At 71.3% G+C, this 14,385-nt stretch carries 10 protein-coding genes; 4 read left to right on the top strand and 6 right to left on the bottom strand.

Annotated features, from left to right (window positions below; translation table 11 throughout):
- Positions 1-24: 24 nt before the first annotated feature.
- On the top strand, positions 25-1,074 hold the full coding sequence (locus tag LMI96_RS13305; RefSeq protein WP_228361832.1) for a biotin/lipoate A/B protein ligase family protein: 1,050 nt from the start codon (positions 25-27) through the stop codon (positions 1,072-1,074).
- Positions 1,071-1,904, top strand: coding sequence for a site-specific DNA-methyltransferase (locus LMI96_RS13300; RefSeq protein ID WP_228361831.1), 834 nt, complete (start codon positions 1,071-1,073; stop codon positions 1,902-1,904). The genes LMI96_RS13305 and LMI96_RS13300 overlap by 4 nt, the downstream gene beginning before the upstream one ends.
- A 387-nt stretch (positions 1,905-2,291) precedes the next feature.
- Here LMI96_RS13300 and LMI96_RS13295 read toward each other — a convergent pair whose 3' ends face one another.
- Together LMI96_RS13295 and LMI96_RS13290 are read right to left on the bottom strand one after the other, a co-directional pair.
- Positions 2,292-3,758: a carboxylesterase/lipase family protein gene (locus LMI96_RS13295; protein ID WP_228361830.1), complete on the bottom strand. Its 1,467-nt coding sequence runs from the start codon at positions 3,756-3,758 to the stop codon at positions 2,292-2,294.
- Positions 3,755-4,366: a TetR/AcrR family transcriptional regulator gene (locus tag LMI96_RS13290; protein WP_228361829.1), complete on the bottom strand. Its 612-nt coding sequence runs from the start codon at positions 4,364-4,366 to the stop codon at positions 3,755-3,757. The genes LMI96_RS13295 and LMI96_RS13290 overlap by 4 nt, the downstream gene beginning before the upstream one ends.
- A 102-nt stretch (positions 4,367-4,468) precedes the next feature.
- Between LMI96_RS13290 and LMI96_RS13285 the strand changes: the two genes are divergently transcribed.
- A complete protein-coding gene (locus LMI96_RS13285; protein WP_228361828.1) occupies positions 4,469-6,688 on the top strand; it encodes a glycoside hydrolase family 3 C-terminal domain-containing protein in 2,220 nt (739 codons plus the stop codon).
- Positions 6,689-6,830: 142 nt separating this feature from the next.
- Here LMI96_RS13285 and galK read toward each other — a convergent pair whose 3' ends face one another.
- Positions 6,831-8,012: a galactokinase gene (gene galK / locus LMI96_RS13280; protein ID WP_228361827.1), complete on the bottom strand. Its 1,182-nt coding sequence runs from the start codon at positions 8,010-8,012 to the stop codon at positions 6,831-6,833.
- Positions 8,009-9,175: a galactose-1-phosphate uridylyltransferase gene (gene galT / locus LMI96_RS13275; RefSeq protein WP_223723045.1), complete on the bottom strand. Its 1,167-nt coding sequence runs from the start codon at positions 9,173-9,175 to the stop codon at positions 8,009-8,011. Before galT ends, galK begins: the two co-directional genes overlap by 4 nt.
- Before the next feature lie 66 nt (positions 9,176-9,241).
- On the opposite strand from galT, the gene LMI96_RS13270 reads away from it, so the two are divergent.
- Positions 9,242-10,207, top strand: a complete 966-nt coding sequence (locus LMI96_RS13270; protein WP_228361826.1) for a LacI family DNA-binding transcriptional regulator — start codon at positions 9,242-9,244, stop codon at positions 10,205-10,207.
- A gap of 582 nt (positions 10,208-10,789) precedes the next feature.
- Here the strand turns inward: LMI96_RS13270 and LMI96_RS13265 are convergent.
- Positions 10,790-12,946 carry an alpha-galactosidase gene (locus LMI96_RS13265; protein ID WP_228361825.1) on the bottom strand — a complete coding sequence of 719 codons (2,157 nt, stop codon included), beginning with the start codon at positions 12,944-12,946 and terminating at the stop codon, positions 10,790-10,792.
- Between the two features lie 80 nt (positions 12,947-13,026).
- On the bottom strand, positions 13,027-14,358 hold the full coding sequence (locus LMI96_RS13260) for an ABC transporter substrate-binding protein (protein WP_228361824.1): 1,332 nt from the start codon (positions 14,356-14,358) through the stop codon (positions 13,027-13,029).
- Positions 14,359-14,385: the final 27 nt, after the last annotated feature.

Below are 14,385 nucleotides of genomic sequence, written 5' to 3'. Positions count from 1 at the left end.
ATGCAGCAGGCCTAGGCTGTCAGCATGCACGGTGAATACAAGGTGCCTGGCGGCAAGCTCGTGGTGGTCGACCTGGAGGTGCGGGACGGCCGCATCGTGGATTTCCATCTGGCGGGAGACTTCTTCCTCGAACCCGACGACGCCCTCGCCGATATCGACGCGGCCGTCACGGGCCTTCCCGTCGAAACGGATGCATCCGCCATCGCCGCAGCGGTGCGCGCGGCGCTTCCGGCCGGAGCCCAGCTGCTCGGGTTCACCCCCGAGTCCGTCGGCACCGCGGTGCGGCGCGCGCTCATCACGGCGCCCGGCTGGAAGGACTTCACCTGGGAGGTCGTGCACGATGCGCCCGTCTCGGCGCGTATGAACCTCGCGCTCGACGAAGTGCTCACCACCCGCGTGGGCGACGGGCGTCGGAACCCGACCCTGCGCCTGTGGGAATGGAACGAGTCCGCCGTCGTGATCGGGTCGTTCCAGTCGTACCGGAACGAGGTCGACCCCGAGGGCGCGGCCCGGCACGGCTTCGACGTCGTGCGCCGGATCTCGGGCGGCGGCGCCATGATGATGGCCGCGAACTCGATCGTGACCTACTCGCTGTACGTGCCCGCATCCCTGGTCGCCGGGATGACGTTCGCCGACTCCTACGCCTTCCTCGACGAGTGGGTGCTGCAGGCGCTCCGCTCGCTCGGCGTCGACGCGACCTACCAGCCGCTCAACGACATCGCCTCGCCCACGGGCAAGATCGGCGGCGCCGCGCAGAAGCGGCTGGCGAACGGCGGCGTGCTGCACCATGCGACCCTCAGCTACGACATGGACGGCCAGGTCATGACCGAGGTGCTGCGCATCGGTCGCGAGAAGCTGAGCGACAAGGGCACCGTCTCGGCGGCGAAGCGCGTCGACCCGCTCCGCTCGCAGACGGGCCTGCCGCGCGAGGCCGTCATCGAGCGCTTCATCGACATTTTCACGAACCTGTACGGCGCCGTCCCCGGACATATCACCGAAGAGGAATACGCTGAGGCCGAGGCGCTCGTCGCGTCGAAGTTCGCGACCGACGCCTGGCTGCAGCGCGTTCCGTGACGGGATCGATCGCGATCCATCAGGGCGACAACCTCGCCGTCGCGCGCCGGCTTCCGGATGGCGCGTTCACGGTGATCTACCTCGATCCGCCGTTCAACACGGGGCGTTCGCGCACCCGGATCGCCGCCGTCGACGCTGCGGTTCCCGATGTGCGTCGCGGATTCCGCGACCGCGAGTACACGAGGCTCCGGGGAGATCTCGGGGTGTACGCCGACGAGTTCCAGGACTACTGGGCGTTCCTCGAACCGCGACTGCTCGAGTCCTGGCGCCTCCTCGCCGACGACGGCACGCTGTACCTGCACCTGGACTACCGCGAGGTGCACTACGCGAAAGTGCTGCTCGACGCGCTCCTCGGTCGCGAACGGTTTCTGAACGAGATCATCTGGGCGTACGACTACGGGGCCAAGACGAAGCGGCGCTGGCCACCGAAGCACGAGACGATCCTCGTGTACGTCAAGAATCCCGATCGGTACTGGTTCGATTCGGATGCGGTCGACCGCGAGCCGTACATGGCTCCGGGTCTCGTGACCCCGGAGAAGGCGGCGCGCGGCAAACTGCCGACCGACGTCTGGTGGCACACGATCGTGCCGACGACCGGCCGCGAGAAGACCGGGTACCCGACGCAGAAACCCGAGGGCATCATCCGACGCATCGTGCAGGCCTCGAGCCGCCCGGGCGACGCCGTGCTCGACCTGTTCGCCGGCAGCGGCACGACCGGCGCCGTGGCCGCCGCGCTCGGTCGCGACGCCGTGCTCGTGGACGACAACCCCGCCGCCATCGCCGTGATGCGGGAGCGCCTGCCCGGCGCGGTGCTCATCCCACCGGGGTGAGGTGCGGGGTGCGGCGGGCTCTCGCGGGCGGGCTCTCGCGGGGTCGAGCTCTGCTGGGGTGGTTTGCTGTCGCGAGGGGTTGGCGGGGCCGATGCCCTGCTGGGGTGAGGGGTTTCGCTCTCGCGAGGGGGTCGGCGCGGGCTAATGGCCGGCTGTAGCGAGGGGATCTGCCGAAGCGAGGGCCGTTCGGGCCGCATCCGTCCTCGCTTCGGCAGATCCCCTCGCTTCGGCAGATTCGCGCGCCGCATCGCGCGCCGCGACCTCCCGTGAGACACCGCAGCACCCTCCTGCGGCGAGTTTGGGCGGGTCCGGTCGGGGCGCCGCGGGTCAGGGTGAATCAGGGCAGGTTAGGACGGATCAGCGCGGATCAGCGCGGATCAGCGCGGGTCAGGCGAGGGCGGCGGCGCCGGCGTATCCGTCGGGGATCACCTCGGGGGCGGATGCGGAGCCGCCGAACACACGCGTCGGCTTATCGGACGCCGACCACCGTGGCCAGGCTGCGGCGCGAGACCGCACGAACCCGACCGCGGTTCCGTGCATCGCTGTCGCGAGGGCGGCGGGCGGGTGGTCGCCGGCGATCGCGGCGACGTGCGACTCGCCCAGCGCGTCGAACCAGAACGGCACATCGAGGCAGTGGCACGCCCACCCGATGACGGGGGAGGCCCAGCTGAAGCGGTACACCCAGGTGGGCGCGGGAGCCTCGGCGCGTAGCGCGGCCACATCCGACACCAGCGCGCGGAAGATGCGGTCCGTCACGTAGCGCCCGAGCAGGGCGGGCGAGCCGCCGCGCCGCGGGCCGGGGTTCGCGCGCAGGTATCGACGACGCGCGGATGCGGGCACGCCGAGCGCGCGGAGTCCGAGCCCCGGCGGCACCCACCGCAGCATCCGCCGCATCCGGGCCGTGACCATCGTGAACTCGTCGTCGGCGGCGCCGAGCAGCAGCGGCTTGTCGGCGCCGATGCCGGCCGCCAGCGCGTCGCGGGTCGAACGGACGAGGAGGTCGCCGTCGATCATCGGACCCCAAGAGAGTCCGGCCAGCATCTCGCGGACCGCCACGAGCTTGTCGCGCCGCGGCATGTGCGCGGCGCGCTCCTGCAGGTCGCGGAGGTGCTCCTCGGCGACCGACTCGAAGCCCGACCGGGTGGGTTCGACCCCCACGAGGTCGGCCAGGCGCACCGCGCGGGCACGCGCATCCGCCGCGGGCACGTCGCCGAGCGCGCCCGACACCGACCACGCGGCGTGGAAGAGGTGTTGCGCGGCGGGCATGCCGAGGAGGGTGAGTACGGCGCCGCCGCCCGCGGATTGCCCGCCGATCGTCACGCGATCGGGGTCGCCGCCGAACGCGGCGATGTTCTCCTGCACCCACTCGAGACCGGCGATCCAGTCGCGTACTCCTCGGTTGCTCGGCGCCCCGACGATGTCGCCGAAGCCGTCGAACCCGAGCCGGTACGACAGGGCCACGAGCACGACGCCGTCGCGGGCGAACGTGCCGCCGTCGTACCAGGGGCTCGACGGGGTTCCGGAGGTGAACCCGCCGCCGTGGATCCACACCAGGACGGGCAGCGGCGTATCGCTCAAGGCGGCGGGGGTGAAGACGTTGACGTTCAGCGTGGAGTCGCCCGGGACCGACGGCTCCGGGATCAGGGTGAAGCCGGTGTCACCCCGCTGCGCGGTCGCCCCGAACGTCGTGGCATCGCGGATGCCCTCCCACGGCTCCATCGGTACCGGAGCGGCGAACCTGCGCTCACCCACAGGTGGCTGGGCGAACGGGATGCCGAGAAAGGCGAGGGAGTCCTCGCGTCGCATGCCGCGGACCAGACCCGAGGCTGTTCGCACCACCGGTGCATCGTTCATGCGCGCTGCCCCTCCGGCGCGGGGGCGAGGGAATGGAGGTAGGCCCCGACGATGCCGGCGACGTCGACCGAGCTGTCGAGCAACCACTGCATCTGCGCACCATCCCACACGGCCTGCAGCGTGCGGGCGATCGTCTCCGGCGCGACCCGGTCGGTGACCGTGCCCGCCGACTGCGCGCGGGCGAAGGCCGCGGCGCATCCGGATCGGAACATCGCCCCGCGTTCGAGGAAGTACGCGTGCGCCGGATGCTGGGGATCCGCCGCATCCGAGGCCATCTGGGCGAAGAGCTGCACGAGCCCGGGAACATCGGTGTTGTGCCGGATGATGCGGAGGTATCCGTCGGTGAGAGCGCCGAGATCGGCGGCGTCATCCGTCTCCCCGCCGAGCGCGGCCACGTCGACCCGGTCGCGTACCCGGAGGATCTCGACGAAGAGCTCCTCCTTGCTGTCGAAGTAGTGGAGGAGTCCCGCCTGGCTGAGGCCGACCGCATCCGCGATCTCTCGCACCGACGCCCCGCGGTAGCCTTCGCGGGCGATGACCGCGAGGGCTTCGTGCAGGATCTGCTCGCGTTTGGCGACACCCTTGGCGTACGAACCGCGTTGAACCATGGAACCGAGAATAGGCCGAACAGTGCTTGCACCTCGAAAACCAAAGGACGTATGGTTTTCTGACGAGCGACGCCGCCGACCATCGATCAAGGAGTGCTTCCGATGACGGAGAACCTGCCCACCACGGACGACCTCACCCTCGAGGAGAAAGCGGCGCTCACGAGCGGCGCAGATTTCTGGCGCACGAAGCCCATTGAGCGGCTGGGCGTGCCGGCGATCATGATGACCGACGGACCGCATGGGCTGCGCAAGCAGTCGGGGGCGAGCGACCACCTCGGCCTCGCCGAGAGCGTGCCCGCCACGTGCTTCCCGCCCGCGGTGGCGCTCGGTTCGTCGTTCGATCCGGAGCTCGCGCAGCGCGTGGGCGTCGCGCTCGGCACCGAGTCGGCGATCGAAGACGTCGCGGTCATCCTCGGTCCCGGCGTCAACATCAAGCGCTCGCCGCTGTGCGGCCGCAACTTCGAGTACTTCTCCGAAGACCCGATCGTCTCGGGTGCGATGGCCGCGGGCCTCGTCCGCGGCATCCAGTCGCGCGGCGTCGGCGCCTCGCTCAAGCACTTCGCCGCGAACAACCAGGAGACCGATCGACTCCGCGTCTCGAGCGATGTCGACCCGAGGCCGCTTCGTGAGATCTACCTGCGCGGCTTCCAGCGGGTCGTCGAAGACGCGCAGCCGTGGACCGTGATGTGCGCCTACAACCGGATCAACGGCGTCTACGCCTCGGAGGACCCGTGGCTGCTGACCTCGGTCCTGCGCGGCGAGTGGGGCTTCGAAGGCCTCGTCGTCTCGGACTGGGGTGCCGTCAACAACCGCGTCGTGGGCCTGCCCGCCGGTCTCGACCTGGAGATGCCCTCCAGCGGAGGACGCACCGACGCCGAACTCGTCGCCGCGGTGCAGGACGGGTCGCTCGACGAGGTGGCGCTCGACATCGCCGCCGGCCGTGTGCTCGACCTCATCCGGAAGACCGCGAACTCCCGCAGCGCGGACGTCCTCGACGTCGACGCGCACCACGCGCTGGCGCACGAAGCGGCGTCGCGGTCGATCGTGCTGCTGAAGAACGACGGCGGGATGCTGCCGCTCGCCCCGAGCGCGAAGATCGCGGTCGTCGGCGCCTTTGCCGAGACCCCCCGCTACCAGGGCGCGGGTTCGTCGCTCATCAACCCGACGCGTCTCGACGCGGCGCTCGACGCGATCCGCGAGCTCGCCGACGGTGACGTCGCCTTCGCCCCCGGGTTCACGCTCGACGGATCGGGCGACGCGGCGACGCTTCGCGAGGAGGCCGTCGTGGCGGCTGCCGGCTCCGACGCGACCGTGCTCTTCCTCGGGCTTCCGGCGGAGGAGGAGTCGGAGGGCTTCGACCGTGAGCACATCGATCTGCCTGCCGCGCAGCTCGCCCTGCTCGACGCGCTGCTGGAGGCGGGCGCGAACGTGGCCGTCGTGCTCTCGAACGGCGGCGTGGTCGCGCTGCCGTTCGCCGACCGGGTCCCCGCGATCCTCGAGGGGTGGCTGCTCGGCCAGGCCGGTGGCAGCGCCACGGCCGACGTGCTCTTCGGTGTGGTGAACCCCTCCGCGAAGCTCACCGAGACGATCCCGCTGCGCCTGGAGGACACCCCGTCGTTCGGGTACTTCCCCGGCGAGTTCGGCCACGTGCGCTACGGCGAGGGCATCTTCGTCGGCTACCGCGGGTTCGATGCGAAGAAGACCGAGGTGGCGTTCCCGTTCGGGCACGGCCTGTCGTACACGTCGTTCGCGTACAGCGACGCCGCCGCATCCGTCTCCGAGACCGGCGACGTCGTCGTCACGGCGACTCTCACCAACACGGGTGAGGTGGCAGGACGCGAGATCGTGCAGGTCTACACGTCGCTCGCCGAGTCGCTCGTCGCTCGCGCGCCGCGCGAACTGAAGGCGTTCGGAACCGTGCAGCTCGATCCCGGCGAGAGCCGTCGCGTCGAACTCGTCGTACGCCGCGGCGATCTGGCCTACTGGGACACCCGAGTCGACGAATGGGTCGTCGAGGGCGGCGAGTACACGGTCGAGGTGGCTGCGTCGAGCCGCGACATCCGCGCGAGCACGACCGTCACGCTCGAGGGCGACGCGGTGCGGGTGCCGCTGAGCCAGAACTCGTCGATCGGCGACCTGCTCGAGAACCCCGTCGCGGGCCCGGTCATGCGCGAGGCGCTGAAGCCGATGTTCGGCGACGACCAGGGGATGCTGCGGATGATGGCGTCGTTCCCGATCGGCCGCCTCGCGGCGTTCCCGAACGCGCCGGTGAGCACCGCGCAGATCGAGGAGCTCCTCGCCTCCGCCAACGCCGCCCCCTGACCCGCGCGCTCCTGCCCGCCCGCCCGCGCCGCGCCCGCCCATCCGCCCGATCGACCGCGAGACGGGATCGGGGCGCCGAGACCGTGGGGTTACCCCACTGTCTCGGCGCGAAGATCCCGTCTCGCGGTCGAGAGAGCCGGGGTCAGGCGCGGGTGGCGCCGGGGGACGGGGTGACGGCGAAGATGTGCGGAGCGCCGTAGCCCGCGTCGGCGAAGGCGCGGGTGACGGATGCGGTGACCTCCGCTGCCTGCGCGCGCTCGACCAGCGCGATCGCCGCGCCGCCGAATCCGCCGCCGGTCATGCGGGCACCGATCGCACCCGCCGCGAGGGCGGCGTCGACGGCCGTGTCGAGTTCGGGCACCGAGATCTCGAAATCGTCGCGCATCGACGCGTGCGAGGCGACCAGCAGCTCACCGATCGCGCGCGGTCCCGAATTGCGGAGGGTCTGCACCGTGTCGAGCACCCGCTGGTTCTCCGTCACGACGTGGCGCACGCGCCGGAACGTGACATCGTCCATCTTCTCGGCGGCCGCGGCGAGATCGCCGACCGTGAGATCGCGGAGCGCGGCAACGCCCATGATCTCGGCGCCCAGTTCGCACGAGGCGCGGCGTTCGCGATATCCGCCCGTCGAGTGCGCGTGCGCAACCCGCGTGTCCATCACGAGCAGTTCGAGTCCCGCCGACGCGAAGCCGAGCTCGACCACGTTCGCGTCGAGCGAGCGGCAGTCGAGGAAGATGGCCGCATCCGCCTCACCGAGCATCGACGCCATCTGGTCCATGATCCCCGTCGGCGCACCGACGGCCTCGTTCTCGGCCGTGCGCCCGACCCGAGCGAGTGCCACCCGGTCGAGTCCGAGGTCCCAGGTGTCGTTGAGGGCGATCGCGGTCGCGCTCTCGATCGCGGCCGACGACGACAGCCCGGCCCCCACCGGTACGTCGGAGGCGATCGCGATGTCGACACCCGTCACGTCGGCGTCGCGCCCCGCGGCGTGCAGCAGCGCCCACGCGACGCCCAGCGGGTACCGCGACCATTCCGGTACGCTCTCGCGGTCATCCGGGAACAGCGCAGCGAGGTCGGCCAGCGGCACCTCGACCGGCACCTCGTCGAACGTCGACACCACGCGGATGCGGCCGTCCGCCCGGGTGCCGAGCTGCACGTGCGTGCGGTGCGGGATCGCGAAGGGAAGCACGAAACCGTCGTTGTAGTCGGTGTGCTCACCGATCAGGTTGACGCGTCCGGGCGCGGACCAGTGGCCGGTGGGCTCGGCGCCCGTCACGCGGAGGAAAAGGTCGCGGGCGGCGGATGCCGCATCCGTTCCGGTCACAGCTGTACTCCTTCGATGGCCTCGCGCAGGCGAGCGGCCGCAGTTTCGGGGGGAACGTCGCCGATCCAGGCGCCCATGGCGGCCTCGGACCCGGCGAGGTACTTCAGCTTGTCGGCCGCGCGGCGCGGCGAGGTGAGCTCGAGGTGGAGGCGCGCACCGTCGCGCCCGACGCGCACCGGCGCCTGGTGCCATGCGGCGATGTACGGCGTCGGTGTGTCGTAGAGGGCGTCGACGCCGCGGAGGATCCGCAGATACAGCGGGGCGAGTTCGTCGCGCTCCGCATCCGAGGTCTCGGCGAAATCGGCGACGTGACGGTGCGGCACGAGGTGGATCTCGATCGGCCAGCGCGCCGCGAACGGCACGAACGCCGTCCAGTGCTCGCCCGAGAGCACCACGCGGTCGCTCGCGGACTCGAACTCGAGGATGCGGTCGAACAGGTCGGGGCCGGTGGACTCGAGCGCGGTCAGCAGCCGCTGCGTGCGCGGAGTGACGTACGGGTAGGCGTAGATCTGGCCGTGCGGATGCTGCAGGGTCACCCCGATCTCCTGCCCGCGGTTCTCGAACGGGAACACCTGCTCGATACCCGGAAGGGCCGAGAGGGCGGCCGTGCGATCGGCCCACGCCTCGATCACGGTGCGGGCGCGGGTGACGGTCTGCGTGCCGAACGAGCCGGAATGCGCGGGGCTGAAGCACACGACCTCCGTGCGTCCGACCGAGGTGCGGGTGCGGCCGAGGCCGTACTCCGCGAGGTCGGCGAGGCCGCGCGGCGGGTCGATTCCGGCCGGGACGTCGTCGGTCTCGGTCGCGAGGGCCGGCCCGAACGAGGGCGACTTGTTCTCGAAGACGGCCACGTCGTAGAGCGACGGGATCTCCGACGGGTTCGTCGGTGACTGCGGGGCCAGCGGGTCGAGCTCGGCCGGCGGCAGGAATGCGCGGTTCTGCCGGTTCGCGGCGATCGAGATCCAGTCGCCGGTGAGGACGTCGAGGCGCATCGTGGCCGTCTCGGGGCGGGGCGCCAGATCGCGCGTGTCGACGGAGCGCTCGGCACCGAGCGTCGTGTCGGGGTCGTCGAAGTAGACGAGTTCGCGACCGTCGGCGAGACGGGTCGAACGCTTGACGACGCCCGCGCCGAGCGTCACGGCGGGCTGCTGAGGTGTGTTCACGATAACACGCTATATTCCGGGGATGCTATCGTCAACATGATCAGCGGAGCGCGAGGGGAAGAACGCATGTCGCGAGTATCGATGGCGGATGTCGCGGCGCACGCCGGCGTCTCCGCGCAGACCGTCTCGCGCGTCGTCAACGCGAGTCCCCGCGTCGATCCCGTCACGCGTGCCCGGGTCGAAGCGGCCATGGCCGCGCTCGGCTACCGGGTGCACCGCGCGGCGCAGGCGCTGCGCACCGGGCGTACCCGCACGATCGGCCTCGTCGTCTCCACCCTCGCCTCGGTCGGCAACTCGCGGATGCTGCAGGCGATCGCCGAGGCGGCCTCGGCCCGCGACTACGCACTCGCGATCGTCACGGTCGCCGGCTCGCGCGACATCGCCGACGCCTTCGCGCGTCTGCGCGAACAGGGGGTGGACGGCGCTGTCGTGCTGAACGAGGCCACCCGGCTGGCGCGCGACAGCGCTCCGCCGGCGGGGCTGCGGCTGGTCGTGGTCGACTCGCCCGCCGATGACCGCTTCGCGATCGTGCAGACCGATCACGCCGCGGGAGCGCGCGCGGCCGTTGCGCACCTCCTCGAACGGGGTCACCCGACGGTCCACCACCTCGCCGGGCCGCGATCGTCGTTCGCGGCGGTCGAGCGGGAGCGCGGGTGGCAGGAGGCGCTGGCGGATGCCGGAGCCCCCGTCGCCGAGGCGGTGCGGGGCGACTGGACCTCCGCATCCGGGTACGCCGCGGGAGCCGCGCTGGGCGCCGCATCCGCCGTGTTCGTGGCGAACGACCAGATGGCTCTCGGGCTTCTGCGGGCGCTCGCCGACGCGGGCCGGTCAGTGCCGGACGATGTCGCGGTCGTCGGATTCGACGACGTCGTCGACGCCGCCGAGTACCGCCCGCCGCTCACGACCGTCCGTCAGGATTTCGACGCGCTCGGCACGCGCGCGGTCGAGGTGCTGGTCGACTTGCTCGAGGAGAACGCCGAGGTTGGGCGTACCGAGGTGCCCGCGACCCTGGTCGTGCGCGCCAGCTCCTGATCCGTGTCGGCGAGGTGCTCGGCGCCTGCCGCCGGCAAACTCCTCCGGAATGCGCGTTTCGGGCGTTGGGGCCGCCGTTGCGTGCGGATCTGGAGGAGTTAGCGTGCGCTCGGGCGCGAAGCGCCCGTCCTGGGCTGCTCCCGGGCTCCTGGTCCGGCCAGTGCCGCTGATGCTCAGGCTGTGCCGCTGAAGCGCGGTCAGCGGCACTGACGTCCGGGCTCTGCCGCCGAGGCTCGGCGCCCGCCGCCGGCTAACTCCTCCAGAATCCACGTTTCGGGCGTTGAAGTTGCCGTTGCGTGCCGATCTGGAGGAGTTAGCGTGCGGGCCGGGCGCGAAGCGGCCCGCCCGGCCCGCCGGGGCTGCTCCCGGGCTCCTGGTCCGGGCAGTGCCGCTGATGCTCAGGCTGTGCCGCTGAAGCGCGGTCAGCGGCACTGACGTTCGGGCTCTGCCGCCGGGGCCCGGGGTCGGCCGCCGGCCAACTCCTCCAGAACTCGCGTTTCGGGCGTCGAAGTCGCCGTTGCGTGCCGATCTGGAGGAGTTAGCGCGCGCAATAGCCGCCGGCCGCGCCGGCGCGAGTCCGCGCTACACCCGGCGGAGCTCGAACAGCATCGCGGCGCCCGGCGCGAGGAGCGGGAGCGGTACGCCGACCTCGGCGAGGAAGTGACCGGATGCGGTGAGCCCGGCGCCGTCCGCAAGCCACGCGGGGTCGTGCACCGCATGCCGCGCGGCGGCGCCGACCTCGGTGCGCGGGCGCAGTTCGTAGCGGCTCTCGGGGTCGAGCCCGGGGATCCGGGTGCGCGGTGTCGACGCGACCGCCGAGGTGGCCGTTCGCACCCAGGCGAATACGGCGTGGTCGCCCTCCGTGCTGACGACGCCGTGCAGGATGCTGCCGGGGTCGACCTCGTCGGTGCGTACAGTGCGTCCGTGGTGGAGGAGCGGGCGCAGCTCGCGGTAGAGCGCGGCCCACCTGCGGAGGGCGTCGCGCTCGTCGGGCGTGCACGTCGTGACGTCCCACTCGATGCCGGCGTGTCCGAACAGGGCGGTAATCAGGCGGAACGACATCGACGCCGCGCGGTGCGTGGTCTCGGCGACGGGCGGCCCGACGTGGGCGCCGGCGACTTCGGGTGGCACGAGCACGCCGGTCCACCGCTGGATCGCCTGCCGTTCGATCGGGTCGTTCGAATCCGACGCCCACACCCGCTGCGCGCGACGGAGCACGCCGAGGTCCACCCGGGCCCCGCCGCTCGCGCAGGATTCGATCTCCAGGCGCGGATGCCGGCGGCGCAACTCGTCGACGAGCGCGTAGAACGCGGTCGTCTGCGCGTGCACCGCCGCCCGGCCGGAATGCGGCGACACGGCGGCGTGCAGGTCGCGGTTGTGGTCCCACTTGACGAAGTCGACGCCCGCCTCGGTGATCACGGCGTCGAGTCGCGCGAGGATGTGCGCCCAGGCGTCCGGGTGGGTGAGGTCGAGCACGAGCTGGTGGCGCCAGGTGGGCGGCGACGGATGCGCCGACAGGATCCAGTCGGGGTGCGCGCGGGCGAGGTCGGAGTCGGGGTTGACCATCTCGGGTTCGAACCAGAGCCCGAACTGCATCCCGAGTCCGTGCACCAGGTCGGACAGTGGGCGGAGGCCGTCCGGCCACTTGGCGGTGTCGACGACCCAGTCCCCGAGTGCGCGGCGGTCGTCGGTACGCCCCGCGAACCACCCGTCATCGAGCACGAACCGTTCGACACCGATGTCGGCGGCGGCGCGGGCGAGCTCGGCGATGCGCTCGGGGCGGTGATCGAAGTAGACGGCCTCCCACGTGTTCAGAACGAGCGGCCGGGGGGTGTCGGGGTGGCCGGGCAGCCGGCGGGCGGCACCGTGCAGCCGCTCCGAGACGCCGTCGATCCCGCGCGTGCTGTGCGCGAGGTACAGGAGGGGCGAGCGATACGTGTCGCCGCCGGCGAGCCGGACCTCCCCGGGCCGGAGCCCCTCGCCGCCGCCCAGAACGGACGTGTGCACGCCCGCGCCCTCGGGGAGGCGCTCGACGATCATCTCGGTGTCGCCGCTCCAGGCGAGGTGGGCCGCCCAGAGCTCTCCGTCGCGGAACCCGAAACCGGGAGTTCCGACGAGCGTGACGAACGCGTCATCGTGGCCGCGTCGGCCGCGGCGCCCCGCCCGCACGTGCGCGCCGTCGCGCACGGGCAGGCGCTGCGGGCGACGCTCGCCCGTCCACGCGCCGGTGTGGTCGGCGATCTCCTCCGCCCGCGCGGGCAGGGGGACCAGGATGCGGGCGGCGGCGAGATCGAGCGGTGGGGCCGCCGCATCCGCCGTGCTCGTGATCTGCAGCTGCGCGGTCAGGGCGCCGTCCACATCGATCGCGTAGTCGAGGGTGACGTCGGCAGCGGCGACCGCATCCGTGAACCCGAGTCGCAGCGTCGTCGCGGTTGCATCGACCGCGCGCAGGTGGAGGAGCGGGGCGGATGCGGTCCCCGCCCGGTGCCAGGCGAGCGCGGGCGTGCCCGACCAGCCGTCCGACTCGACCGGCAGCACCGGGAATCGTCGGGGCTCATCGAATGAGCTGAAGGTGACGGCGCCGGCATCCGTGTCGAGAAGGAGCGCGGCGTCGGCGTCGGTGAGTTCGGTGCCCCAGTGCAGCACGCGCGGGGCGGAGGCATCGCAGGCCACCACGAGGCTCGTTCCCGCGGCCCGCAGGTGCGCGAGGGTGATCGTGTCGCCGGTCTCGTTCGGCATGATGCGGATGCTCCTTGGACGTACGGACCGCCCGCGAACGCCTTTCGGCGTCCGCGGGCGGGGTGCTGTGTACCAGGTGATTATTCGGCGACCGGGATCGACTGCGTCTTCAGCGTCGCGATCGTGGACTCCTGGCCCTTCGTCAGCGCGTCGGACAGCGTACCGCTGCCGGTCACGGCCGACTTGAACCCGTCCGAGACGTCGGCGTAGGTCTGCGTCATGGTCGGACCCCACGTGAAGTTCGGCGACACTTCGGTGGCTGCCTCCGCGAACACGTCGTAGATCTTCTGACCGCCGTAGAAGTCGACACCTTCCGCGAGCGACGGCAGGGTCAGGCCCTTGGTCGTCGCCGGGTAGATGTTGGCCGACTCGTTCAGCGCGGTGAGCGCTTCATCCGAGGTGTTGAGCCACAGGGCGAACTTCGTCGCTTCGTAGAGGTGCTCGCTGCCCTTCAGTACCGCGATCGACGAACCGCCCCAGTTGCCGGCGACCGCCTCGCCCGCAGACCACTGCGGGAGCGGGGCGACCGACCAGTTGCCGGCCGTGTCGGGTGCGCCCGAGGAGATCGAGTTGGCACCCCAGACGGCGGAGTTCCAGGTCCAGACCTCGCTGGAGTTGTAGGCGTTGTTCCACTCGTCGGTCCACGCCGGGTAGGACGACACGAGGTCCTCGTCGATGAGTTCCTGCCAGTAGTCGGCGACCTTGACGGATGCATCGTCTGTCAGTGTCACGTCCCAGGCGTCGCCGTCGTTCGCGAACCACTGGCCGCCCGCCTGCCAGACGAATCCGGCGAACTGGTTGATGTCGGCGGTGGAGAAGTTCGTGATGTAGCCGCCGAGCGCGCGGATCTGCTTCGCGGCTTCCTTGTATTCTTCCCACGTCGTCGGGATCGTGATCCCGTTCTGGGCGAAGAGGTCGGAACGGTAGAACAGGGCCATCGGGCCGATGTCCTGCGGGATGCCGTAGACGCTGCCCTCGGTGCCGAGGCTCACCTGTCCCCACGCCCAGTCGACGAACTGGTCCTGCGCCGCGACGACGTCGGCGCAGCCGCCGATGTCTTCCAGGCCGTCCTGCACGAGGAAGTTCGGGAGGGCGTCGTACTCGATCTGACCGAGGTCGGGCGCATCGCCCGCCGCGATCTGGTTGAAGAAGTTCTGGTACGTGCCGCCGTTGCCGTTCGGGCCGGTCTGCACCTCGACCTGGATGTCGGGGTTCTCCTGGTTCCAGATGTCGACGACGTCTTCGATGCCGGGGATCCAGGAGGTGAACTCCAGGGTCACGTTCTCGCCGGCGGGCGTGCAGTCGCCTGCGGCTGCGTCGCCACCGGGGTTCCCGCCGCCGGACGAGCAACCGGCGAGCAGGAGGGAGGAGAGTAGGACAGCTGCCGCCGCCTTCATGGTCTTGTGCTGCATTTCGATCCTTTCTTGGTGAGGGTGCCG

This window comes from Microbacterium sp. cx-59 (assembly GCF_020805625.1).
Classification (GTDB): Bacteria; Actinomycetota; Actinomycetes; order Actinomycetales; family Microbacteriaceae; genus Microbacterium.
This window is presented reverse-complemented; position numbering and strand designations above follow the sequence as displayed.